The following is a 22,682-nucleotide window of genomic DNA, read 5'->3' on the forward strand; positions in this document are numbered from 1 at the left end:
GGCGATATCGGCGGTGTATTCAAGACTACACCGTGTAATCAAACTGCGTCCCTAGAGGAGCACACATGAGAGTTAAAACTCACTAAACGTCTCTGCTTGTGCATCTCTCGACAGCCTTAGTGGTTCGCCAGTGACCTCAAAGAACAATTCTTCAACAGCCGTGAGGAACGCTTCGGGTTGTGCCTTGATATCAGCGGCATACTTGAGCGTAAGCGACCTCAATATTTTCTCAACGGCAAGTCGCTCGACGTCAACCGAACGCTCCTGCGAATGCCGTTGTTCCCGCCATTCAGCGATTGACTTCCACAAAGGAGCGTGCCCCCTGCAATACTCGGGTGTAAACGGGACGCCCGAAGTCATAGCCATCCGCTGTAACTCTTCCCGCACCACCCGTGCCTCCTTATCCATTCTAGTTACTGTGCTGTGCGAAATGCGGTAACGTTTAACTCGTTGGCGGACACTTCCAGTCACCTCGCCACTCAATAATGCCAGCCAATAGGCTTGCAAAACCTCCCGCTTGTTCATCGCAAGGTGTGCCCTGCGATTCACTTCAAGGGCCAATGCTCTGGCTTGCGCCTCATCCGGGCTTTTGAATTTCTGTATCCACACTTTGGCATTGGGGAGGAACCCGGCCTCCAACATTGCCTCGTAACGGTGATGGCCTTCAAACACGAAGAGAGCACCGTCATCGTCAAAAACGAGGAGCGGATCAAGTTCACCGCCGCTTTTCAGTACGTCAACCAAGTCTCTGCTCAATTCGATGGAGGCCTTCTTCGCTAGGACCGAATCAACATATGAACAGGCGTCAGGATTTCTCACTTGGAATCGCTCAGGGGCAACTTGAAGGCTCCCGAAGAGAACCTGTTGGGGCCTGCTCAGCAATGCATGATGCATACCGATAGGTCCGCCGTAATGTGCGTCCATGCCTTCTTCGCTGCCGTGGCCAATATTACGCTTCTCCATGGTCAACTCAACTTCGCAATGGCATCATGTTCGACTTCATACTGTTCAGGTTGCAGCTTCCGTAAGTGGTCTAAATAGAGGTCCAAGGAGCGGCGAATGATAAGGCTGAAGCTAGGGCGGCTACCGTCTGGCCACTCAAGCGCTGGGTGGGTACTTTGAGCGTCCCGAAGGGGAATCGCTAAACGATCTTCTAGGAGTACCTTGAGGGCCGTAGCATTACTACGATTTTTCTGGGGTGAATATTTACGTTTAAAGTCAGTCATTCGATACCTTCTAAATAAGCTATCAGATTTGAGAAAAAAAGAGGAACAGCCAGCGGGTGCTAGCTATGAGAGGGGAGATTGAACTGATGCTCGAACAAGCAATTGAATAAGGCCGAACGGCCAATGCTACGTGCGCCAATGAGAAGCCAGCGCGTCAATCCTATTGTGGGCCATAGAGGATGCCTGCTGGGCTATCCTATTGTGGCACCAAAGGGACGATCTTTATTTGCCTAGCGGCTGATTATCCTATTATGGCACCTATCGTCACGGAAACGTCGCTAGAGCGGTCTCTAGGCCCTGTCACGGACTCGCATGATAGTTTGACGTGTCGTGTCGTAGTCGCGAGCAAGCTGTGACACCGTAGCCCCCTCAGCCAACTTAAGTCGCACCTGCTGTTGATCCTGAGGGGACAACCGCGAGGGGCGTCCGAAGGCCTTACCAGCTGCCTTAGCTCTAGTGAGCCCTGCATAGGTTCGCTCTATCAGCAAATCACGTTCAAATTCAGCTACAGCGGCAAGCACCTGCATTGTCATCCGGCCAGCGGCACTAGTTAAGTCAACACCACCTAAGGCAAGGCAATGGACCTTTATCCCAGACTCAGCCAGTCCCTCAACCGTTGCACGTACGTCCATGGCATTTCGACCTAGCCGGTCTAGTTTGGTAACTACCAACACATCGCCAAACTCCATACGATCACGCAGCTTTGCGAAGCCGGGGCGCTCAGATGCGGCTACAGACCCGCTAATGCTCTCTTCAATAATGCGCTGATGCTGTAAAGCGAAGCCTGCGCCTTTAATCTCAAGAACTTGGTTTTCCGTGGATTGGTCAGACGTAGAGACGCGGCAGTAAGCAAAGACTCGGGACATAATAATCTCTCATGTACGAAATGGATGTCCGAATATTAGCGCATGTACGTAAATATTCAACCCTTAGTTACGTACACCACCCAAACATATGTCCGAAAACCTTCCATTTCGTACATTTCAGAATGTGCCTACTGGCGCTGCATGTATAGTCAAAATACCGAGATCAAGCGGATGGCTTCTTAAATATCCACTTAATGACTCCGACTGTCAAAAAAAGTGCGATTAGGAAATATAGCCATTGCACAATAACTCGACGCACATAAGAATGTCTGCGCCGTTGGTCGTTTTCAGATAGCGATCTAAGGTGCTCTACGGCGAACTGAGGCGGCGATTTTGATGCCATGACGATATTCCGGTAGTGTTCCACCATAGGCGACTCAGCTATACGCTCTTCTCTGTCTTGTTCAAAGACCAAATAGTCACTTGCCACTCCAAGTAGGATCGAAACTACAATCATTAGCTTGGACAACCGTGATAAACCGTTAAGGAAAATACTCATGGGATACCTTTCTGACTAAACCAGATACGCGCCCTCAAAATGGGTCGTAAATGCCGTGGCCTTAAACGCATCATAGCGCGACCATTGGCAATATGCCAAGAACGTCCGTTAAAGTTGATTTTGATAGCTCCCTAGTCGCCTTAGGAGCATCTATACGGGCAAAGCGGAGGCAGCTACATCTGTCGCAAGAAGCCCTCGCAGATTCATCCGGGCTGGACAGGGCACACATGGGAAAGATAGAACGCGGAGAGCGAAACGTTTCTGTTTTAAATGTGCTGCGAATAGCGCGCGCACTTGACATGACTGCCGCTGAACTTCTGGATGCTGCAAAACTGTAGGTCACATCAACTTGGACGGACAAGTACGGGTCTACGGGGGGAATGGTAAGAGCACCTCAGCTTGAGTAGGGTCTCACATTTTTCGAAAAAATTATTTTGACTTTGGGATAAGGCCGTCATCGAGGAGCATGCAGTCATAGACCTCTTGCAGCTCCTCATTGAAACGGAAATTGTCGACACTAAAAAACGCAGCGAGTTTGCTCCCCAGCTCCTCCTCCGAGGGTCTGAATGGAAACTCAAAGGTCTCCGAACGAGTCCCTTTCGGGGTCTCCCAGTTAATGGTCAGCTTATGCTTCCGGTCCATGCGATTCTCCTTTAAGGGCAATCTTCGATAGCCAGTCAGCCTTTACTTTCAGGCCGTAGCCGTAACCATACCGCGTACCCACCTCTTGTGATGCCCATCCGCCAATAGCAAAACGAACGTCTTCAGGGCATTGCGCTTCCCGCAATCTGTCAACAATAGTATGCCGCAGTTCATGGGGCGTATGGTCGAGATGAATAGACCGGAGCCACTTCCCCGCTGCCGCTGAAGCGTTGTTAGCGTTGCAGGAAGCCTCATTGGTATATCGGGGAAACGCAAAGCGTTGACCATGTACCGCACTAGACTTGATGCGCTGCGCAGCCCACAATGAAGCACCAACCAAAGGGACCTCACGGGCACTGCTTCTGTTCTTCAAAGACCGCCAAGGGTGCGGCTGGATCACGATATGGGGAACCTCTGCGTCAAGCCGGATATCGTCCATGGAGAGACCGGTGACCTCTGCCAAGCGCGCGCCAGTGTCTGCAATCAGCGAGATTAGCCAGCGCAAAGAATCGTCCTTGGACTTGCAAGCCTTGTAAAGATCAACCAGCTCCGCAGGCGTGAAGGTCACACGTTTCTTGGCATCCTTACCTTCCGCAAGAATTGGAACCGCCTCAAAAGGATTCGCCCGATTGAGGTCACGCTCTCTCAAATACGTCTTCATAACGGCGTTGATGGTATTGATTCGTCGCCGAATGGTGCCGGTACTGAGCTTAGATTCAGACTTAACGTACCGATGCGCATCCTCACGAGAAAGGTCCTCCATGGCTTTATCACCAATAACGGCGATTAAGGTCTGAAAAGCTCTACGGGTGTATGTGCTGAATTTCTTATCATAACGCTTATGATGTATCGCGAGATATACCTCTAGCGCATCAGAAAGAGTCTCCTTGCTACGACCTGCGAGAAGTTGGGCTGCCTTTATCTCAACAGGAGATAGATATTCTTCGGCTGGATTTTCACGGTACAAAAGCTCGTCATCGCCAGCATATGCCTCGCGCTTAGCGTCCAATCGATCATAGAACTGACTAACAGCCAGATCATCATTAGCAGCGGGTGCAGGCGACAATCCAAACTCTCTTAACAGCGCTTCGGCATGAGCCTTCAAAGCCTTAGGAGAGGAATGAGGGTCAGCACGCATGGCAGACCATTCCGCCTCAAATTTCTCGTTGAGATTTCTAATACGCTTCTCAGCACTAACGATGTCGCCAGTTTTGAGATTTATCTTTATGAGCTTATGGGGATAGCGATCCTGCAGGTCCTTAGGGACTGCACGCTGATAGTAAATAAGACCGTTGCGGGAATACGAATTGGGGAGAGTCACTTGGAGCAATCCGAAGGTTATTTTCAAGGTAGATTACCACACTTTCTACCACCGAAAACTTCCTTCGGACGTCCTAAGCCTTTGATTCCAAAGGCCTTAATGCTTAAAACTTGGTGCCGCTTGCCGGAATCGAACTGGCGACCTTTTCATTACGAATGAACTGCTCTACCGACTGAGCTAAAGCGGCTGGGTCGCATATTCTAACAAACATTTCTTGCAGCGCGCTAGTCCCAAATCCAAAAATTTGCAACGCGCTAACAAGAAACCGTCAGAAGCCGCGAAAAACCGTGGTTTTACGCCTGATGGTAACCGGTCACCACCGCCACTTCATCACGCGAACCGAGGAATACCGGCACGCGCTGGTGCAGTTTGTGCGGCTGGATATCCATGATGCGCTGCTGGCCATCGGTGGCCGCGCCGCCTGCCTGCTCGACGATGAAGGCCATAGGATTGGCTTCGTACATCAGACGCAGCTTGCCCGGCATCGAAGTGTCACGCAGATCGGCCGGATACATAAACACGCCGCCGCGGTTCAGAATACGGTGCACGTCGGCCACCATCGAAGCGATCCAGCGCATATTGAAGTTGGTGCCGCGCGGGCCCGTTTCGCCGGCCAGCAGTTCGTCGATGTAGCGCTTGACGGGCGGGTGCCAGTGGCGCGCGTTCGACATATTGATGGCGAATTCCTTGGTCTTGGCCGGGATCTGCATATTGCGCTGGGTGAGCACCCACGAACCCATCTCGCGGTCCAGCGTGAAGCAGTTCACGCCGTTGCCGGTGGTGAGCACCAGCATGGTCTGCGGGCCGTACACGGCATAGCCTGCGGCCACCTGCTGGGTGCCCGGCTGCATGAAGTCCGCTTCGGTCGGCTGGCCCATGCCTTCCGGCGCTTTCAGCACGGAGAAGATGGTACCGATGGAGACGTTCACGTCGATGTTGGAGGAGCCGTCCAGCGGATCGAACAGCAGCATGTATTCGCCCTTAGGATAGCGGTTAGGGATAGGGTGGATGGACTCCATCTCTTCCGATGCCATCGCCGCCAGATGGCCGCCCCATTCATTCGCTTCCAGCAGAATTTCGTTGGAAATGATGTCCAGCTTCTTCTGCACTTCGCCCTGGATGTTTTCCGTTTCGGCGGTGCCCAGCACTTCGCCCAGCGCGCCTTTGCCGACAGCGTGGCTAATGGTTTTGCAGGCGCGCGCCACCACTTCGATCAGCAGGCGCAGTTCGGCCGGAATCGAGTTGTGCTGGCGTTGTTCTTCCACCAGATATTGAGTAAGGCTGATACGTTTCATGACTACCCTTGGTTTGGTTTGAATTAGTTAGCCAGCGCTTTGCTGACGACTTCCTGTACGTCGTTCGACAGCTTGCTCCGGGCGGCGACCTGTTCCAGCGCCTGCTTCATTTTTTCCTGCAGCGCCGGTGCGTAACGGCGCCAGCGATCCATACTGCGCGCCAGTCGCGCGGCCACTTGCGGGTTGATGGCATCGAGCTCGATCACCAGCTCGGCCCAGAATGCATAGGCGCTGCCATCGGCGGCATGGAACTGGGCCGGATTGCCGTTGGTGAAATTGAAGATCAGGCTGCGGGCGCGGTTAGGATTTTTCAGCGTGAAGGCCGGATGCTGCATCAGCTTGCGCACGGCGGCCACATTGGTGGCCGGTGCGGCAGCCTGCATGGCGAACCACTTGTCCACCACCAGCGCTTCGTTTGCGAAATCCTGGTAGAAGGCATCTAGGTAAGACGCCGCATCGCTGCCGCTATGGATCAGCGCCACCAGCGCTGCGGCGCGGTCGGTCATATTGCTGGCGTGGTCGAACTGCTGCTGCGCCAGTTGCAGCTGGGCGGCATCCGGCGCCACCAGCAGATAGGACAGGCACAGGTTTTTCAATGCACGCTTGCCGGCCGACAGAGCGTCCGGGCTGTAGGCACCGGGGGTCTGGTTGGCGTGGTATTGCGCCAGCAGTTCGGTTTTCAGTGCAGCGCCGATAGTGCGGCGCATGAACTGGCGCGCCGTGTGGATGGCTTGCGGGTCCACCACTTCCATCTGCTCGGCGATGATGGTTTCCGACGGCAGGATCAGCGCCAGTTCGCGGAACGCCGGGTCCAGCGCTTCATCCACCAGCAGCGCGCGCTGCGCTTCGATGAAGGTGCTATCGAGCTTGAGCGCTGCCGCATCGCCGTGCGCCGACACCTGCGCCGTCAGCTTGAGCAGACGCTCCATGGCCAGACGCTGGCCAGCCTCCCAGCGGTTCACGGCATCGCTGTCGTGACGGTACAGATGCAGCAGTTCGTCGTCGGTGTAATCGTATTCCAGCACTACCGGCGCCGAGAAGTCGCGCAGTATCGACGGCACCGGACGCTCGTCCACGTTGCGGAAGCGGAAAATCTGCTCCTGCTCTGTCAGTTCCAGCACCACCGTGGTGGCGCCTTTCGGATGGTCGCCACCTTCCAGCAGCAGCGGCAGGTCCTTGCCATTGGCGTCGAGCAGACCCACGGCCACAGGGATATGGAACGGCAGCTTGTCCGGCTGGCCCGCCGTTGCCGGGCAGCGCTGGCTCAGGATGATGTCGAAATTACGTTTGACGGCATCGTAACGGGTGCGCGCCGATACCACCGGCGTGCCGGCCTGGCTGTACCAGCGCTCGAACTGGCGCAGGTCGCGGCCATTGGCATCGGCCATGGCAGCGCGGAAGTCGTCGCATTCCACTGCCTGCCCGTCGTGACGGGCGAAGTACAGGTCCATGCCTTTGCGGAAGCCGTCGCGGCCCAGCAGGGTCTGATACATGCGCACCACTTCGGCGCCTTTTTCGTACACGGTCACCGTGTAGAAGTTATTGATCTCGACGAAGGAATCTGGCCGTACGGGATGAGCCATCGGGCCCGCATCTTCGGGGAACTGGGCCTGACGCAGGGTGCGCACCTGATCGATGCGGGTGACGGCACGGCCGCTATCGGTGCCTATCATGTCGGCGCTGAATTCCTGATCGCGGAACACGGTCAGGCCTTCTTTCAGCGACAGCTGGAACCAGTCGCGGCAGGTCACGCGGTTACCGGTCCAGTTGTGGAAGTATTCGTGCCCCACCACGGCTTCGATACCGGCGTAGTCGATATCCGTCGCCACGCGCGGATTGGCCAGCACGAACTTGGTGTTGAAGATGTTCAGTCCCTTGTTTTCCATCGCGCCCATGTTGAAGTCGCCCACGGCGACGATCATGAAGCGGTCCAGATCGAGTTCAAGGCCGAAGCGCTCTTCATCCCAGCGGATCGAATTCTTCAGCGACTGCATGGCGTAATCGGTCTTGTCCAGATTACCCTCTTCCACCCACACCTGCAGCAGCACTTCGCGGCCCGACTTGAGCGTATAGTGCTCTTCCTGACACACCAGCCGCGCCGCGACCAGCGCAAACAGGTAGGACGGCTTCTTGAACGGGTCTTCCCACTTGGCGTAGTGGCGGCCATCGTCCAGCTCACCGGATTCGATCAGATTACCGTTGGACAGCAGCACCGGATAGCGCGCCTTATCGGCCCGCAGCATCACGGTGTACCTGGCCATCACATCGGGACGGTCAGGGAAATAGGTAATGCGGCGGAAGCCTTCCGCTTCGCACTGGGTGTAGAAGCTGCCGTTCGACACATACAGACCGGACAGCGAGGTGTTCTGCACCGGCGTGCACAGGGTTTCGATTTCCAGCACCACCTGCGCCGGTGCGCGCGGGATGGTCAGCACCGAGCCTTCGATCTTGTATTCCGTCGGTGCCAGCGCACGGCCATTCAGGCGCAGTTCCACCAGCTCCAGCTCCTCGCCGTGCAGCACGATGGAGCGGCTGGGACTGGCCGGATTGTGCTGCATAGTGATGCGGTTGGCGACGATGGTACGGTCCGGATCGAGATCGAATCCCAGCTCCACTGTTTCCACCAGATAACTTGGAACGGTGTAATCTTTACGGTAGATGGTCGCTGGCGTGCTGTCTGGTCGCATGAAATATTCCGTGAAACATGAGCAAAAGCCTATTTTACCAATACCGGCACTGGCGGTCGCCTGAAATCGGCCATGGTGCATCGATAAACGTGACAGCTTTCCCGCCAGCCGTAACTTTCTGTAAGATTCATGCAATCGTGTGCAGGTCGTCGTAAACTGTCAGATGCACCCGTCCAACCAAATTTGCCGAGGCTAAATTATGAAAAAAATCGCCCTCATCGCCACCGCAGCTGTCGTGCTGCTCAGCGGCTGTGCCACTACCCTGCGCAGCGACGTCACCTCGTTTAATGCGTGGAGCGCCGAAGCACGCGAGCAGAGCTATGCTTTCGAAGCGCCGCAGGGCGCCGACGACACGCTGGAATACCGCAGCTACCAGGTACTGGTGGCGCGCGAACTGGACAAACTGGGCCTGCATCAGGCCGGCGCCAGCCAGCCAGCCCAACTGTTGGTAGGAATGAAATTCAGCACCATCGACCACCCCGTGCGCATACTCGAAGCGCAGGACCCGTTCATGACCGGCCCCTACTGGGGTCCGGGCTGGGGCCGTTATGGCTGGGGCTACAGCCGCCTGGGCTACCGTCCGTATTTCTATGATCCGTTCGGCTATGGTGCGCCCGTCATGGTCACCGAGCGCATCAAGCATGAATACCAGCGCCAGCTGCGCATCACCATCAACGGCACCGATGGCCGCAAGCTGTACGACGTCACCGTCAACAACACCAGCCGCGTGGCCGCCACGCCGCAAGTGATGCCGGCACTGGTGCAGAGCGCCTTCACCGGCTTCCCCGGCGAGAACGGCGTAGCGCGCCGGGTTGATCTGGAACTCAAACCGCAACCGGATAGCGCGCCAGCGGCACCGGCCAAAGCCGGCTGATCATGCGGCACACTGTCCGCCAGCGCGGACAGATAACGCCCGCATCCCCCTCATGCAGCCGGGTCCACCGGCTGCATGGCGTTTACGGCAGCAGTATCGAGGAACCAGTGGTCTTGCGCGCTTCCAGTTCCGTATGGGCGCGGCCCACGTCGGCCAGAGCATAGCGCTGGCGCACATCGATTTTGACTTCGCCGCTGGCCACCACGCCAAACAGCGATTTGGCCGCCGTTTCCAGCTCGGCGCGGGTGGACATATAGGCCATCAGCGACGGGCGGGTAACGAATAGCGAACCACGGTTAGCCAGCTCGCTCAGGCTGAACGGGTCCACCGGCCCCGAGGCATTGCCGAAGCTGACCATGGTGCCCAGCGGACGCAGGCAGTCCAGCGAACCGATGAAGGTATCCTTGCCGATCGAGTCGTAGACGGCCGTAACGCCTTTGCCACCCGTGATCTCGCGCACGCGCGTGGTGAAGTTTTCCTTGTTGTAGTTGATGACGTGGTGCGCGCCGTTGCGCGTGGCCAGCTCCGCCTTCTCGTCCGAACCGACGGTGCCGATCAGCGTTACGCCCAGCAGTTTGGCCCACTGGCAGGCAATCAGCCCCACACCGCCCGCTGCGGCATGGAACAGTATGGTGTCGCCAGCCTTCAGCGGCACCGTGCGGTGGAACAGATATTGCACCGTCAGGCCCTGCAGCATCATGGCGGCAGCCGTGTCGAAATCCACGTTATCGGGCAGCACCAGCAACTGCGAGGCGGGCATATTGCGCGCCTCGGCGTAGGCGCCGATGGGGCGGCCCGCATAGGCCACGCGGTCGCCCACCTTGACTTCGGTTACGCCCTCGCCGATGGCTTCCACTACACCTGCCCCTTCCATACCCAGCCCGCCGGGCAGCGGCTGCGGGTACAGGCCGGTACGGAAATACACATCGATGAAATTGATGCCGATGGCGTGCTGGCGCACCTGCGCTTCGCCGGGACCGGGCGGGCCCAGCTCCACGTCCACCAGCTCCATCACTTCGGGACCGCCGACGCGGTTGATGCGAATTACCTTGGTCATAACGCCTCCTGTACGCCTGTGCCTGAGGAAAGGGAAAAGGAAAAGGAAACGTCTAGCGCCGCTCAGCCGCGTGCAGCGCGCTGCTGCAATTGCGACAGCACCAGATGGGCCGACGAGACGTTGGTGGCGCACGGCGTGTTATGCACGTCGCAGGCGCGCACCAGCGCATTGATATCCGGTTCGTGCGGCTGCGGCGTCATCGGGTCGCGCAGAAAAATCACGCAGTCGATGCCGCCTTCCACCAGCATGGAGCCGATCTGCAAATCGCCGCCAAACGGCCCGGAATGCTTGCGGTCCACCGTCAGGCCCACTTCCTTGACCAGCCGGCCGCCGGTGGTGCCGGTAGCGGTCAGCTCGCAGGTAGCCAGAAAATCCTTGTACTGGCTGGCCAGCGCAATCATGTCGTCTTTTTTCTTGTCGTGGGCGATCAGGGCAATGCGGGTTTTCATCAGAGAGTTTTCCTATTTTTTTGATAAGAGATAGATCCCGGCCAGCACCAGCGCGGTGCCACCCAGCTGCCAGGATGTAACGGGTTCGCCCAGCAGCAGCGCCCCCAGAAACAAGGTCGAAACGGGACCGATCATACCAGCCTGCGAGGCCGTACCGGCGCCAATGCGTTCCACTGCTGCCATGGTCATAAACACCGGCATCACGGTACACAGGATACCGTTCACCAGCGACAGCCCGTACACGGGCAATGGCTGAATCAGGCCCGCAACGGGGCGCAGCAGCAGAAACTGGCCGACGCAGGCCACGGTCGATACGCACATGGCATACGACACCAGCCGCAGCGAGCCCAGACGGCGCACCATTTCGCCCGACAGCAGCAGATAGACGGCGTAGGCGGCGGCCGATCCCGTTACCAGCGTAGCGCCCAGCGCCACATTGCGGTTGCCGCTATTGAGGTCGTGCAGGAATACGAACACGATGCCGCAATAGGACAGCAGCAGCGCCAGCCACTGGCGCCGGCTGATGTGCTGCTTGAGCAGCGTGGAGGAAATCAGCAGGACGAAAGTCGGCGTGAGGAACAGGATCAGGCGTTCCAGCCCGACCGAAATATATTGCAGTCCGAGGAAATCGAGAAAACTGGACAGGTAGTAGCCCACCAGCCCCAGTCCCAGCACGCGCCAGCGGTCGGCACGGGACAGCGGCGGGCCTTTCCGCATCTGCCAGATGGCCACTGCCGCGAACACGGGCAGGGAAAACAGCATGCGGAAAGCGATCAGGGTCACCGCATCGATCTGATAGCGGTAGAGCAGCTTGGCCACGACGGCCTTGGTAGAAAACAGTATTGCACCGCCGATAGCGATACCCAGCCCGCCCAGATAGGCAGCACGCGCCGTAGCGCCATCCTTGATCCCTTTATCCATGCAGCAATTGTAAATGGAAATCGGGAATAAGGTCGGCGCAGCGCCAGAACGGGGGCGGCAAGCGCTCTGGCCGCCCTCCCCCACACTTCCGCTTAGCTGATGGTAACCGCCGCGCTGCCGGCGTTCACCGTCGCCGTGGTGATGCGTGCCACCACATTGGCGGGTGCACTCGTACCTGCCAGCTTGTTGACCTGCTTGAACTGGGCCACCAGCTTGCCCGGCGTGAGCGTAACCAGCGTGTAGCCCTGCGCATCCGTGTTCAGATGCTTGAGCCACGGGTTGTTGCCCAGTGCGGACAGCTGCTGCGCCAGCGCCAGCAGGCTGGTATTGAAGTCGCTATTGGCCTGCAGACCGGCCAGTACGGCACCCGTGGTGGCGTCGAGCTGGGCTTCCGGCAAACCTTTTGCAGCGAGCGCGCCGCGAATCTGCACGCGGGTCTGCTCCAGCAGGCTGGCCACAGTCGGCGCAGCTTTGCCCATGGTGTAGTCGAGCAGATTGAAGCTCAGGTTCAGCGTGCCCAGCCCCGTCACAGGGATCGCCAGCGGATACGACACCAGCGCTGCGATGTCGCCCAGCGAACTGGCCGCATCGCGCAGATACGAGAAGAAGGAATCCGAACTGATGCCGGCTGTGACCAGATCCGTGATGACTGGCGTGCCGCCACCCGTTGCATCGTAATCGTCATTGACGGTACCGGCAAAGAAGGCATGGATATCGCCCGTCAGCGCCACCACATTGCTCACTCTATTGCTCTTCAGGTGAGCCATCAGCGCTTTGCGCTCGGCGTTATAGCCGTCCCACTGGTCGCAATTGACGAGGAAGCGGGCGAAGAATGGCGCCAGCGTCGCCTGCTTGCCGCTGGCCTGCACGAACACGGAGGCAGCTTTGTTAGCCTGCACATCCGGCTTGATGTAGCCAAACGCGATGGTCTGTGCGCCTGCCGCCGCCAGGGCCGCCGGGCTTGCGGCCACTACACCGCTAGCGGCCAGATACACGGCCGTGTAGGCTGCCACGGCGATGCTGGCCTGCGCCGCCGTCAGGCCACCTTTCATGCCGGCGGCTACGCGCGCTTCGCCCGTGCTGCCCGGCACGGCGTAGACGGCCATGATGGCGCCCGCCCCTTGCTGGGCCAGCGCCGGCGCAGCGCCCGCCGTTGCTGCCGCCACGATGGCCGCGGCCAGCGGGAAGTTGCCGCCCGTTGCAGTGGCCGTGCTGACTATCGAGCCCGCCAGCGTGGTAACGGCGTTCAGCGCCAGCAGCGTGGCGATGGCATCCGTACCGTTCAGCCCCATGCGCAGCAGCGAGACTTCATTGCCCCACAGCTTCCACGTGCTGCTGGCCGATTTCATCTTGTCCATCCACCACTGGCGCTGGGTCGCGCCCAGCATGGACACGGTGGCCAGCGGCTCCAGACCGATCGCCGTGGCGCCGGCCATTTTCTGCGCCTCCACCGTGTTGTACACCTCCTGCTGCACCAGATAGCGCGAGCCCAGACGGCCCAGCGGCTTGCCGGTGGCCGGATTGATGGACGACTCGGGAATCACGTGGTCGGCGCGGTACAGCCGCTCGTCCGTCATCACCAGCTGCATCAGCTTACCGAACTGGAAATCACGATAGATCTTGATGTTCTGGAAGCCGGCAGCGGCCGAATCAAGCACCACATCGGCCGGCATGAATTCGAACCACGCCTGATTGGCGCTGCGGCGCCGCGCCGTCTGGTGCAGGTCCGAACCATCGGCAGTGTTAAAACTACCGTCATAGGTCTGGGCATCCTGCCAGGCATCGTCGCTGAATTCGTGGTCGTCCCAGATGGCGATGAAGGCAAAGCGCTCGTGCAGCGCCTGCAGGCGCGCATCGGTGCGGTACTTCTTGTACAGGTAGCGATAGTCGGCCAGCGTATTGGCATACTGGGCGCCGCTGCTGCCGCTCTTGTAGGCGCCATCAGGCAGCTTGAGCTTGTCGTGGCGGGCTTCCACACTGCCCTGCTGGAAGTCCTCGCCCACGGTCTCGTAGATGTAGTCGCCCAGATGGACAATGAAATCGAGGTTCTCGCCGGCGATGCTGCTCATCGCGCCCCAGTGGTTGATGCTCCAGTCCTGACAGGTCATGTAGGCGAACTGCAGCTGGGCCACATCGGCCTCCGCTGCCGCTGCCGTTTTGAAGCGGCCCACGTTGGAGCGGCTGTCGCCAGCGATGAACTGGTAGTAGTACAAAGTGTTCGGCGTCAAGCCGGTCACCTTGTGGCGCACGGTGTTGTCAAATTGCGACTGCAGCGGCACGGTGGCGTCGGCCACCAGCTGCCCGCTCAGCGCTTTATTGCTGCCCATGGCGGCGCTGTTGTCAGCCGCCGTGAGGATCACGCGGATGCTGCTGTCGGCCACGCCCGTCAGCACGGCCACATCGTCGGCCGTGGCCGGAACGGCGCGGGTCCACAGGATGATGCTGTCGCTGTGCGGGTCACCCGAGGCCACGCTTTGCGGGAACTTCCACGCGCCGCTGGCCGCCGGCAGGCTGCCCGCGCTGCTGCCGCCGCCGCAGGCCGACAGGCTCGCGCCAGCCGCTACGGAAGCGGTAATAAAGCTGCCGAATTTGATGAATTGTCTTCTGTCCATAGTCTCTCTCGCTACTGTTGTTGTGATTGTAGTAAAAGAAACATTAGCAGTGATATATGACAGCCGCACTACTTAAAATCGAGGTATTCCTCTAAGCTTCCCGCCAGCTACTTTCTCGCCGCGAGAGGGTGGCGCTGGCGTAGTCCGGCATCCGGCCTATGCTAGAATATCGCCCTCACCGAACACCAACTGACACCGCCGAAGGAAGAGCAAACATGGCTGGACATAGCAAATGGGCCAATATCAAACACAAAAAGGCTGCCACTGACGCAAAGCGTGGCAAGATCTGGACCCGTCTGATCAAGGAAATCACCGTTGCTGCCCGCATGGGCGGTGGCGACGTTCAAACCAATCCGCGTCTGCGTCTGGCCGTCGACAAGGCTGCCGACGCCAATATGCCGAAGGATAACGTGCAGCGCGCGATCAACCGCGGCACCGGCGGCGATGACGGCGCCAACTACGAAGAAGTACGCTATGAAGGCTACGGCGTCGGCGGCGCCGCCGTGATCGTCGACTGCATGACCGACAACCGCGTGCGTACCGTGGCCGAAGTGCGCAATGCCTTCAACAAGAACGGCGGCAATATGGGCAACGAAGGCTCGGTGGCCTTCATGTTCAAACACTGCGGCCAGTTCCTGTTCGCACCGGGCACCAACGAAGACGCGCTGATGGAAGTGGCGCTCGACGCTGGCGCCGAAGACGTGATCGCCGACGAAGAAGGCGGTTTCGAAGTGCTGTGCGGCCCGCACGATTTCGCCGGCGTGAAAGACGCGCTGGAAGCGGCCGGCTTCAAGGCCGAAGTGGCCGAGATCATCATGAAGCCCGCCACGGAAACCGTGTTCAGTGGCGACAACGGCATCAAGATGCAGAAGCTGCTGGACGCACTGGAAGCTCTGGACGATGTACAGGAAGTCTACTCCAACGCACTGATCGAAGACTGAGGACATATGAAAATTTTGGTAGTCGGCTCTGGTGGCCGTGAACACGCACTGGCCTGGAAACTGGCGCAATCCGAGCGCATCCAGATGGTCTACGTTGCTCCCGGCAATGGCGGTACCGCACGCGATGCGCGTCTGGTCAACGTCAACATCACCGACCTGCACGAACTGGCAAACTTCGTCGAACAGGAAAACATCGGCCTCACCGTGGTGGGTCCTGAAACCCCGCTGGCTGGCGGCATCGTCAACCTGTTCCGCGCCCGCGGCCTGAAAATCTTCGGCCCGTCGAAAGAAGCTGCCCAGCTGGAGTCGTCGAAAGACTTCGCCAAAGCCTTCATGCAGCGCCACGGCATTCCCACTGCCCGCTACCAGACTTTCTCCGACGTAGCTCAGGCCCACGCCTATATCGATGCCAACGGCGCGCCTATCGTCATCAAGGCCGACGGCCTGGCTGCCGGCAAAGGCGTGGTGGTCGCGCTGACGCTGGAAGAAGCCCATCGCGCGGTAGACGATATGCTGGCCGATAACCGCTTCGGCGACGCCGGTGCCCGCATCGTGATCGAAGAATTCCTCGCCGGCGAAGAAGCCAGCTTCATCGTCATGTGCGACGGCAAAAACGTGCTGCCGCTGGCTACCAGCCAGGACCACAAGCGCCTGAAAGACAATGACGAAGGCCCCAACACGGGCGGCATGGGCGCCTATTCGCCTGCGCCTATCGTCACGCCAGCCATGCATGCCCGCGTGATGCGCGAAATCATCAACCCCACCATCGCCGGCATGGCCAAGGATGGCATCGTGTTCACCGGCTTCCTGTATGCCGGTCTGATGATCGATGCGGCCGGCAATCCGCGCACGCTGGAATTCAACTGCCGCATGGGCGATCCGGAAACCCAGCCTATCATGTCGCGCCTGAAGACCGATCTGGTCAGCGTGATGGAGCACGCCGTCAACGGCACGCTCGATCAGGTGGAACTGGAATGGGACCGCCGCACCGCCGTAGGCGTGGTGCTGGCAGCCGCCGGCTACCCTGACACGCCGCAGAAAGGCGCCGTGATCGACGGCATTCCGGCCGAAACGCCAGAAAGCGTGACCTTCCATGCCGGTACGGTGGAAAGCGCTGGCCAGCTGCAGGTCAGCGGTGGCCGCGTACTGTGCGTGGTCGGTCTGGGCGACAGCATCAAGATGGCGCAGAAGCAGGCTTACGAAGTGGTCGACCAGATCAGCTTCGAAGGCATGCAGTGCCGCCGCGATATCGGCTGGCGCGGTCTCAAGCACTAAGAGGCCGTTTCAAAAAGCCTGCAGTTGCGTTGCGGCGCCTCGCTGCACGCAGTTTGAAGCAGCCGCTCAGTTCTGCCGCAGGCAGGTGGGTATCACAAAAACGCGCAACAGGGTACAATCCACCCTCACTTTTTTTAATTGCGCCGCTTTATGCCCACCTCCCCACAACCTGAAGCCGTCAAGGCTTATCTGCTGGAGCTGCAAAACCGCATCGTTCAGGCACTGGAAGCGGTGGATGGCAAACCCTTTCTGCGCGACGCGTGGGAGCGGCCCGAAGGCGGCGGCGGGATTTCCCGTCTGGTGGAAGAAGGCCATGTAATCGAACGGGGCGGGGTGAATTTTTCCCACGTGGCGGGCGCCAAACTGCCACCGTCGGCGGCCGCTGCACGCCCCGATCTGGGCGGCAATCCATGGGAAGCCATGGGCGTTTCGCTGGTGCTGCATCCGCGTAATCCGTATGCCCCCACGGTGCACATGAATGTGCGCTTTTTCACTACCACCAATGCCGCCGGTGAAGCGGTGTGGTGGTTCGGCGGCGGCATGGACCTGACGCCGTACTACGGTAATCTGGACGATGCGCGGCACTTCCACCGCACCTGTGCGGACGCGCTGGCGCCGCATGGCGCAGAACTGCACCCGCGCTTTAAAAAATGGTGCGACGAATATTTTTACCTGAAACACCGGCAGGAAGCACGCGGCGTAGGCGGCGTGTTCTTTGACGATTACAGCGCAGGCGGTTTCGAGGCCAGCTTCGCCATGATGCGTAGCGTGGGCGATGCCTTCCTCGCAGCCTACCAGCCGATACTGGAGCGGCGCAAGGATACGCCGTATGGCGAGCGCGAACGCGACTTCCAAGCTTATCGCCGTGGCCGTTATGTCGAATTCAATCTGGTATTCGACCGCGGCACGCTGTTCGGCCTGCAGTCGGGCGGGCGCACGGAAGCCATCCTGATGTCGATGCCGCCCATCGTCAAATGGCGCTATCGCTGGGAACCCGAAGCCGGCTCGCCGGAAGCGGCGCTGTACACCGACTTCCTGCCCCACCGCGACTGGCTCGCTGCGTGACGATGGCCCGCCGTATCGCACTGCTGGGAGGCAGCTACGATCCGGTGCATAACGGTCATGTAGCGCTGGGACAGTATTTCGCGCACTTGCTGCAGGCTGACCAGTTACGCATCATCCCGGCCGGTGCGCCGTGGCAGAAATCCGGCCTCAAGGCCAGCCCGCTGCAACGGGCAGAAATGACGGCGCTGGCATTTGCCGGCGCGGCCGACCATGTGGTGATCGACCCGCAGGAAATCGAGCGGGCCGCACAGGGGCAGCCAACCTACACAATCGATACGCTGCGCCAGGTGCGCAGCGAACAGGGGCCGGACGCTTCCATCAGCTTCATCATGGGCGCCGACCAGTTACAGAAACTCGATAGCTGGCGCGAATGGCGCATGCTGTTCGACTACGCCCACATCTGCGTAGCGGCCCGCCCCGGCTATGACATTGCCACCGCTGGCTTGCCGCCGGCCGTGGCGCAGGTGTTTTCCAGCCGGCTGGGAACACCAGAACAAATCCGTAACACGCCGCACGGTCTGACTTATCTGGCACAGGACCTCGCGGTGGATATCTCTGCCACCCGACTACGTGCGGCATTACAACGGGGGGAAGCGGCAAACTCGCTTATCCCGCCGCTAGTGCTAGACTATATTGAACAACACCATCTATACAAAAGCTAATGGACATCAAAAAACTGCAAACCCTCGTCGTTGACGCTCTGGAAGACGTCAAAGGCCAAGATATCGCCCTGTTCGATACTACCCACCTCACCAGTCTGTTCGACCGCATCGCCATTGCCTCCGGTACTTCGAACCGCCAGACCAAGGCGCTGGCCGCCTCGGTACGCGACAAGGTCAAGGAAGCCGGCGGCGACGTGTACGGCATGGAAGGTGAAGACACCGGTGAATGGGTACTGGTCGATCTGGGCGATATGATCGTCCACATCATGCAGGCACCGATCCGCGCCTACTACCGTCTGGAAGAAATCTGGGGCGACAAGCCCGTCAAACTGGGCGCTGCCAAACGTAAATCGACCAAAGAAGGCGAAGCTGCTGCCGCGCCGAAGAAAGTCAGCACCCACCTCGCCGCAGGCAAGAAAGCCGTAGAAGCTAGCCCGGTCGTCGAGAAAAAAACGCCAGCCCGCAAAGCCGCTGCTGCCAAACCCGCCGCCGAAAAGAAAACCGCCGCCAAAAAAGAAGCTGCTGTCCCCACTGGCAAAACCGTCAAGGTTGGCAAAACCAAATCGGCCATCGCTGCTGCCGCTGCACTGAAAGCCCAGCCGCCTAAACGCAAGCCAGCCAAACCGAAAGCTGAGGAAGCGCCGGCAAAAACCGTCATTAAGCGTATCAAGAAAGCTGCCGAGTAATTCTGCATGCAGCTCATCATCGCTGCGGTCGGCCATAAAATGCCGGCCTGGATAGAGACAGGCTACGCCGAGTATGTGAAACGCATGCCGCCGGAACTCAAGATCGTGCTGAAGGAAATCAAGCCGGTCGAGCGTTCCGGCAGCAAGACTGCGGCCACCGCGATGGCGCTCGAACGCGAGCGCATCGAGGCAGCCCTGCCCAAATCGGTGCGCATCATCGCGCTCGACGAGCGGGGCAAGGACCTGACTTCGGTCGGCCTGTCGCAGCAGCTGGAAGCGTGGCAGCAGGACGGGCGCGACACCGCCTTCCTGATCGGCGGCGCCGACGGTCTCGATCCCGCATTAAAAGCCCGCGCCGAAGGCCTGATCCGCATCTCCAGCATGACCCTGCCGCACGGCATGGTGCGGGTGATGCTGGCCGAGCAGCTCTACCGCGCGTGGACGATCACGCAAAACCATCCCTACCACCGAGTCTGAGGTCCGCCATGCAGTCAGCCGAAAACATGATCTATCTTGCTTCCAAAAGCCCGCGTCGCCGTGAACTGTTGCGCCAGATAGGCGTCGATTTCGAACTGCTGCAACTGCGTAGCGATGGCCGCCGCGGCATGGACGTGACGGAAGAAGTGCTGCGCGGCGAGACGCCGGAAGTGTATGTGGCGCGGGTGGCGCATGAAAAGGCCCACTTCGCCAACCGCATCGTCAAGCTGCGCAACATGCCCTCGCGCCTGATCCTCGGCGCCGACACCACCGTCACCATCGACGGCCGCATCCTCGGCAAACCGGGCAGCGTGACGGAAGCGCGCAATATGCTGGAGCTGCTGTCGGGCCGCACCCATCAGGTACTGACCTCGGTGGCGGTCTGCTCGGACGCCTTCCAGGGCCAGTTCACGCAAGTGTCCGAAGTACGCTTCTGCCAGCTCTCGCCGGCTGCCATCCAGGCCTACTGCAACACCAAAGAGCCGTTCGACAAAGCCGGCGGCTACGGCATACAGGGCATGGCCGGCCAGTTCATCGAGCACATCTCGGGCAGCCATTCCGGCATCATGGGTCTGCCCCTGTTCGAGACGGCGCAGCTGCTCAAGCAGGCCGGTTTGCCGCTGCTGTAAGCGGCGTGTATGATCGACGTTCATAACCAGATGCAGTCCCCGGAGACCTATGAACGAAGACATACTGATCAACATCACCCCGCAGGAAACCCGCGTCGCCCTGATCCTGCAGGGCGCCGTGCAGGAACTGCATATCGAACGCACACTCACGCGCGGCCTGGCCGGTAACGTCTATTCCGGCAAGGTAGTGCGGGTGCTGCCCGGCATGCAGTCAGCCTTCATCGACATCGGTCTGGAACGGGCCGCTTTCCTGCACGTGGCCGATATCTGGGAAGCCCGTCCGCACGACGGCAGCCAGAACGCTGCCCCTACTCCGATAGAAAAAATCCTGTTCGACGGTCAGGTGCTGACGGTGCAGGTGATCAAGGACCCGATAGGCACCAAGGGCGCCCGCCTGTCCACCCAGATTTCCATCGCCGGCCGCATGCTGGTGTATCTGCCGCAGGACAGCCACATCGGCATCTCGCAGAAAATCGAAAAGGAAGCCGACCGCGAAGCCTTGCGCGCGCGCCTGCAAAGCCTGCTGCCGGAAGATGAAAAAGGCGGCTATATCGTGCGTACCCAGGCCGAGGAAGCCAGCGATTCCGACATCGCCGCCGACATCGAATACCTGCGCAAGACCTGGAGCGCGATCAGCCACGGCGCCCGCACCAAACCGGCCACCACTCTGCTGCATCAGGATCTGAGTCTGGCCCAGCGCGTGCTGCGCGACTTCGTGCACGACGAAACGGCCACCATCCAGGTGGACTCGCGCGAGAACTATCTGAACCTGCAGGAGTTCGGCAAGACCTACACGCCTAGCGTACTGCCACGGCTGCAGCACTACACGGGCGAGCGCCCGCTGTTCGACCTGTACGGCGTGGAAGAAGAAATCCTGCGTGCACTGGGCCGCCGGGTCGATCTGAAATCGGGCGGCTACCTGATCGTCGACCAGACCGAAGCGATGACCACCATCGACGTCAATACGGGCGGCTTCGTGGGCGGACGCAATTTTGCCGATACCATCTTCAAGACCAATCTGGAAGCGGCGCACGCGATTGCGCGCCAGCTGCGCCTGCGCAATCTGGGCGGCATCATCATCCTCGATTTCATCGACATGGAAAACACCGAGCACCGCAATGCCGTGCTGCAGGAGTTGAAGAAAACCCTGTCGCGCGACCGCACCAAAGTCTCCGTGTCGGGCTTCTCGGCGCTGGGTCTGGTGGAAATGACGCGCAAGCGCACGCGCGAATCGCTGGCCCACATCCTGTGCGAACCCTGCCCGGCCTGCAACGGCAAAGGTCAGGTGAAAACCTCGCGCACCATCTGCTACGAAATCCTGCGCGAACTGCTGCGCGAAGCCAAGCAGTTCAACCCGCGCGAATTCCGCATCCTCGCTTCGCAGGAAGTGGTCGACCTGTTCCTCGAAGAAGAATCGCAGCATCTCGCCATGCTGGGCGATTTCATCGGCAAGAAGATTTCGCTACAGGTGGAGACCGCCTACCATCAGGAACAGTACGACGTGATTTTAATGTAGCCTTTTAACGATTTATAACCAATAACTTATACATCGATCTGGCGACCAGATAAGCAGCTAGCTATCCATGTTTGATTGGCACGCGCGCGCCGTTGAGCTTGCATGCCACTCCTATGCAAGGAAATGTATTGCTGAGTAGTCACGTGCTACTCTTTGTAGATATGTGGCGTCATTGTGCCGCGTCAATCTTCCAAATAACCCAATCGGTTTGGGTTTCCGATACAATGCCAACTGTACTGACGATTTTTGGCTTGCGTGTGGTCATCTACCCCAACGATCACCGTCCTGCTCATGTTCATGTTCATGTTCATGTTCAAGGCAACGGCTGTGAAGCAGTGTTCAATTTGCATTGCCCAGATGGGCCGCCTGAGTTGCGGGAGAACTACGGTTTTTCGCAAAAGGAGCTGGGGAAGATAGTCGGGGCGCTCGTCAGGAATCTGGTCGAGCTATGTGCTGAATGGAGAGCGAGACATGGACATTACTGATGCCACATTCGAGGCCGCGAACCGTCGTGGAGCGGCAAAAAAAACTGCTTTCCCGGCTGCCGTGGCGGTACGTTATGACCGTCGCATTTCGCGCATCGTGATCACCTTGGCGTCCGGTTTGCAAATCGCGTTTGCGCCCCGTGACGCACAAGGTCTGGAGAACGCACACCCGGCAAACCTGATCGATGCCGAGATCAGTCCTTCCGGTTTGGGCGTGCACTTTCCTAAACTCGATGCGGACCTTTACATCCCCGCGTTACTGGAAGGCTTTCTTGGCTCCAAGCGCTGGATGGCTTCACAGATGGGCAAAGTAGGTGGCAAAGTATCCTCCGCTGCCAAAACGGCCGCATCGCGTGAAAACGGGAAACTGGGTGGCCGTCCAAAGAAAGTCAAGGGGCCAGTTGCAGCATAAAAAATCAGACTGCGCGGGGTAGTCGGTGATGGGCTTCTCTCGCCAACTCGATACCGCCCTTGCTGCGACTGCGACCGGCTGCAAG

The 22,682-nt window shown here is 59.1% G+C and carries 21 protein-coding genes and 1 tRNA gene; 12 read left to right on the forward strand and 10 right to left on the reverse strand.

The annotated features are described in order from the left end of the window. Positions 1-72: 72 nt before the first annotated feature. A complete protein-coding gene (locus tag GTP27_RS04825) occupies positions 73-963 on the reverse strand; it encodes a ParB/RepB/Spo0J family partition protein (protein WP_161038031.1) in 891 nt (296 codons plus the stop codon). A gap of 553 nt (positions 964-1,516) precedes the next feature. Then, positions 1,517-2,092, reverse strand: coding sequence for a recombinase family protein (locus GTP27_RS04830; protein WP_161038032.1), 576 nt, complete (start codon positions 2,090-2,092; stop codon positions 1,517-1,519). 591 nt (positions 2,093-2,683) lie between these two features. On the opposite strand from GTP27_RS04830, the gene GTP27_RS04835 reads away from it, so the two are divergent. Continuing rightward, positions 2,684-2,929, forward strand: coding sequence for a helix-turn-helix domain-containing protein (locus GTP27_RS04835; RefSeq protein ID WP_161038033.1), 246 nt, complete (start codon positions 2,684-2,686; stop codon positions 2,927-2,929). 287 nt (positions 2,930-3,216) lie between these two features. Here the strand turns inward: GTP27_RS04835 and GTP27_RS04840 are convergent, their stop codons facing one another. The 4 genes from GTP27_RS04840 to pepN form a co-directional block, all read right to left on the reverse strand. Further along, complete coding sequence (locus GTP27_RS04840; protein ID WP_371865883.1) at positions 3,217-4,554, reverse strand: DUF6538 domain-containing protein; 1,338 nt, start codon at positions 4,552-4,554, stop codon at positions 3,217-3,219. A gap of 111 nt (positions 4,555-4,665) precedes the next feature. Further along, a tRNA-Thr gene (locus GTP27_RS04845) sits at positions 4,666-4,741 on the reverse strand. 106 nt (positions 4,742-4,847) lie between these two features. After that, on the reverse strand, positions 4,848-5,849 hold the full coding sequence (locus GTP27_RS04850) for a class 1 fructose-bisphosphatase (protein ID WP_161038035.1): 1,002 nt from the start codon (positions 5,847-5,849) through the stop codon (positions 4,848-4,850). 23 nt (positions 5,850-5,872) lie between these two features. Beyond that, a complete protein-coding gene (gene pepN / locus GTP27_RS04855) occupies positions 5,873-8,536 on the reverse strand; it encodes an aminopeptidase N (protein ID WP_161038036.1) in 2,664 nt (887 codons plus the stop codon). Positions 8,537-8,735: 199 nt separating this feature from the next. Between pepN and GTP27_RS04860 the strand changes: the two genes are divergently transcribed. Further along, positions 8,736-9,410, forward strand: coding sequence for a DUF4136 domain-containing protein (locus GTP27_RS04860; RefSeq protein ID WP_161038037.1), 675 nt, complete (start codon positions 8,736-8,738; stop codon positions 9,408-9,410). A gap of 82 nt (positions 9,411-9,492) precedes the next feature. On the opposite strand, the gene GTP27_RS04865 is transcribed toward GTP27_RS04860, so the two are convergent. From GTP27_RS04865 to GTP27_RS04880, 4 genes are all read right to left on the reverse strand, one after another. Then, a complete protein-coding gene (locus GTP27_RS04865; protein WP_161038038.1) occupies positions 9,493-10,467 on the reverse strand; it encodes a quinone oxidoreductase family protein in 975 nt (324 codons plus the stop codon). A 62-nt stretch (positions 10,468-10,529) separates the two neighbouring features. Next, the gene (locus GTP27_RS04870) at positions 10,530-10,916 is read right to left on the reverse strand and encodes a methylglyoxal synthase (RefSeq protein WP_155433060.1); all 387 of its coding nucleotides are present in this window, start codon (positions 10,914-10,916) and stop codon (positions 10,530-10,532) included. A gap of 12 nt (positions 10,917-10,928) precedes the next feature. Then, positions 10,929-11,837 (reverse strand): DMT family transporter, encoded by a 909-nt coding sequence (locus tag GTP27_RS04875; protein WP_161038039.1) that lies wholly within the window; start codon positions 11,835-11,837, stop codon positions 10,929-10,931. Positions 11,838-11,929: 92 nt separating this feature from the next. Continuing rightward, the gene (locus GTP27_RS04880; RefSeq protein ID WP_161038040.1) at positions 11,930-14,449 is read right to left on the reverse strand and encodes an alkaline phosphatase D family protein; all 2,520 of its coding nucleotides are present in this window, start codon (positions 14,447-14,449) and stop codon (positions 11,930-11,932) included. A 215-nt stretch (positions 14,450-14,664) separates the two neighbouring features. Between GTP27_RS04880 and GTP27_RS04885 the strand changes: the two genes are divergently transcribed. From GTP27_RS04885 to GTP27_RS04930, 10 genes are all read left to right on the forward strand, one after another. Continuing rightward, complete coding sequence (locus GTP27_RS04885) at positions 14,665-15,390, forward strand: YebC/PmpR family DNA-binding transcriptional regulator (RefSeq protein WP_161038041.1); 726 nt, start codon at positions 14,665-14,667, stop codon at positions 15,388-15,390. A gap of 6 nt (positions 15,391-15,396) precedes the next feature. Beyond that, the gene (gene purD, locus GTP27_RS04890) at positions 15,397-16,665 is read left to right on the forward strand and encodes a phosphoribosylamine--glycine ligase (RefSeq protein ID WP_161038042.1); all 1,269 of its coding nucleotides are present in this window, start codon (positions 15,397-15,399) and stop codon (positions 16,663-16,665) included. A gap of 150 nt (positions 16,666-16,815) precedes the next feature. Continuing rightward, positions 16,816-17,730, forward strand: a complete 915-nt coding sequence (hemF, locus tag GTP27_RS04895; protein WP_161038043.1) for an oxygen-dependent coproporphyrinogen oxidase — start codon at positions 16,816-16,818, stop codon at positions 17,728-17,730. Between the two features lie 2 nt (positions 17,731-17,732). Next, the gene (locus tag GTP27_RS04900) at positions 17,733-18,392 is read left to right on the forward strand and encodes a nicotinate-nucleotide adenylyltransferase (RefSeq protein WP_161038205.1); all 660 of its coding nucleotides are present in this window, start codon (positions 17,733-17,735) and stop codon (positions 18,390-18,392) included. Then, positions 18,392-19,078: a ribosome silencing factor gene (gene rsfS, locus GTP27_RS04905; RefSeq protein WP_161038044.1), complete on the forward strand. Its 687-nt coding sequence runs from the start codon at positions 18,392-18,394 to the stop codon at positions 19,076-19,078. Before GTP27_RS04900 ends, rsfS begins: the two co-directional genes overlap by 1 nt. Positions 19,079-19,084: 6 nt before the next feature. Then, positions 19,085-19,555 (forward strand): 23S rRNA (pseudouridine(1915)-N(3))-methyltransferase RlmH, encoded by a 471-nt coding sequence (rlmH, locus tag GTP27_RS04910; protein ID WP_072789839.1) that lies wholly within the window; start codon positions 19,085-19,087, stop codon positions 19,553-19,555. A gap of 8 nt (positions 19,556-19,563) precedes the next feature. Further along, the gene (locus GTP27_RS04915; RefSeq protein ID WP_161038045.1) at positions 19,564-20,184 is read left to right on the forward strand and encodes a Maf family protein; all 621 of its coding nucleotides are present in this window, start codon (positions 19,564-19,566) and stop codon (positions 20,182-20,184) included. Between the two features lie 49 nt (positions 20,185-20,233). Continuing rightward, positions 20,234-21,700: a ribonuclease G gene (rng, locus tag GTP27_RS04920; RefSeq protein WP_161038046.1), complete on the forward strand. Its 1,467-nt coding sequence runs from the start codon at positions 20,234-20,236 to the stop codon at positions 21,698-21,700. Positions 21,701-21,924: 224 nt separating this feature from the next. Beyond that, positions 21,925-22,185, forward strand: a complete 261-nt coding sequence (locus GTP27_RS24250; protein WP_161038047.1) for a DUF4160 domain-containing protein — start codon at positions 21,925-21,927, stop codon at positions 22,183-22,185. Then, positions 22,172-22,597, forward strand: coding sequence for a DUF2442 domain-containing protein (locus GTP27_RS04930; protein ID WP_161038048.1), 426 nt, complete (start codon positions 22,172-22,174; stop codon positions 22,595-22,597). The genes GTP27_RS24250 and GTP27_RS04930 overlap by 14 nt, the downstream gene beginning before the upstream one ends. The last annotated feature ends 85 nt before the right edge of the window (positions 22,598-22,682 follow it).

Source organism: Duganella qianjiadongensis (assembly GCF_009857915.1).
Classification (GTDB): Bacteria; Pseudomonadota; Gammaproteobacteria; order Burkholderiales; family Burkholderiaceae_D; genus Rugamonas; species Rugamonas qianjiadongensis.

What these genes read in the sequence shown, in the direction of transcription:
- rsfS (WP_161038044.1), top strand. Translation starts at nt 18,392, where the DNA reads ATGGACATCAAAAAACTGCAAACCCTCGTCGTTGACGCTCTGGAAGAC.
- GTP27_RS04885 (WP_161038041.1), top strand. Translation starts at nt 14,665, where the DNA reads ATGGCTGGACATAGCAAATGGGCCAATATCAAACACAAAAAGGCTGCC.
- GTP27_RS04915 (WP_161038045.1), top strand. Translation starts at nt 19,564, where the DNA reads ATGCAGTCAGCCGAAAACATGATCTATCTTGCTTCCAAAAGCCCGCGT.
- hemF (WP_161038043.1), top strand. Translation starts at nt 16,816, where the DNA reads ATGCCCACCTCCCCACAACCTGAAGCCGTCAAGGCTTATCTGCTGGAG.
- rlmH (WP_072789839.1), top strand. Translation starts at nt 19,085, where the DNA reads ATGCAGCTCATCATCGCTGCGGTCGGCCATAAAATGCCGGCCTGGATA.
- GTP27_RS04875 (WP_161038039.1), bottom strand. Translation starts at nt 11,837, where the DNA reads ATGGATAAAGGGATCAAGGATGGCGCTACGGCGCGTGCTGCCTATCTG.
- purD (WP_161038042.1), top strand. Translation starts at nt 15,397, where the DNA reads ATGAAAATTTTGGTAGTCGGCTCTGGTGGCCGTGAACACGCACTGGCC.
- GTP27_RS04930 (WP_161038048.1), top strand. Translation starts at nt 22,172, where the DNA reads ATGGACATTACTGATGCCACATTCGAGGCCGCGAACCGTCGTGGAGCG.
- GTP27_RS04860 (WP_161038037.1), top strand. Translation starts at nt 8,736, where the DNA reads ATGAAAAAAATCGCCCTCATCGCCACCGCAGCTGTCGTGCTGCTCAGC.
- GTP27_RS04825 (WP_161038031.1), bottom strand. Translation starts at nt 963, where the DNA reads ATGGAGAAGCGTAATATTGGCCACGGCAGCGAAGAAGGCATGGACGCA.
- GTP27_RS04830 (WP_161038032.1), bottom strand. Translation starts at nt 2,092, where the DNA reads ATGTCCCGAGTCTTTGCTTACTGCCGCGTCTCTACGTCTGACCAATCC.
- GTP27_RS04850 (WP_161038035.1), bottom strand. Translation starts at nt 5,849, where the DNA reads ATGAAACGTATCAGCCTTACTCAATATCTGGTGGAAGAACAACGCCAG.
- GTP27_RS04900 (WP_161038205.1), top strand. Translation starts at nt 17,733, where the DNA reads ATGGCCCGCCGTATCGCACTGCTGGGAGGCAGCTACGATCCGGTGCAT.
- GTP27_RS04835 (WP_161038033.1), top strand. Translation starts at nt 2,684, where the DNA reads ATGCCAAGAACGTCCGTTAAAGTTGATTTTGATAGCTCCCTAGTCGCC.
- GTP27_RS04880 (WP_161038040.1), bottom strand. Translation starts at nt 14,449, where the DNA reads ATGGACAGAAGACAATTCATCAAATTCGGCAGCTTTATTACCGCTTCC.
- GTP27_RS04870 (WP_155433060.1), bottom strand. Translation starts at nt 10,916, where the DNA reads ATGAAAACCCGCATTGCCCTGATCGCCCACGACAAGAAAAAAGACGAC.
- GTP27_RS24250 (WP_161038047.1), top strand. Translation starts at nt 21,925, where the DNA reads ATGCCAACTGTACTGACGATTTTTGGCTTGCGTGTGGTCATCTACCCC.
- rng (WP_161038046.1), top strand. Translation starts at nt 20,234, where the DNA reads ATGAACGAAGACATACTGATCAACATCACCCCGCAGGAAACCCGCGTC.
- GTP27_RS04865 (WP_161038038.1), bottom strand. Translation starts at nt 10,467, where the DNA reads ATGACCAAGGTAATTCGCATCAACCGCGTCGGCGGTCCCGAAGTGATG.
- pepN (WP_161038036.1), bottom strand. Translation starts at nt 8,536, where the DNA reads ATGCGACCAGACAGCACGCCAGCGACCATCTACCGTAAAGATTACACC.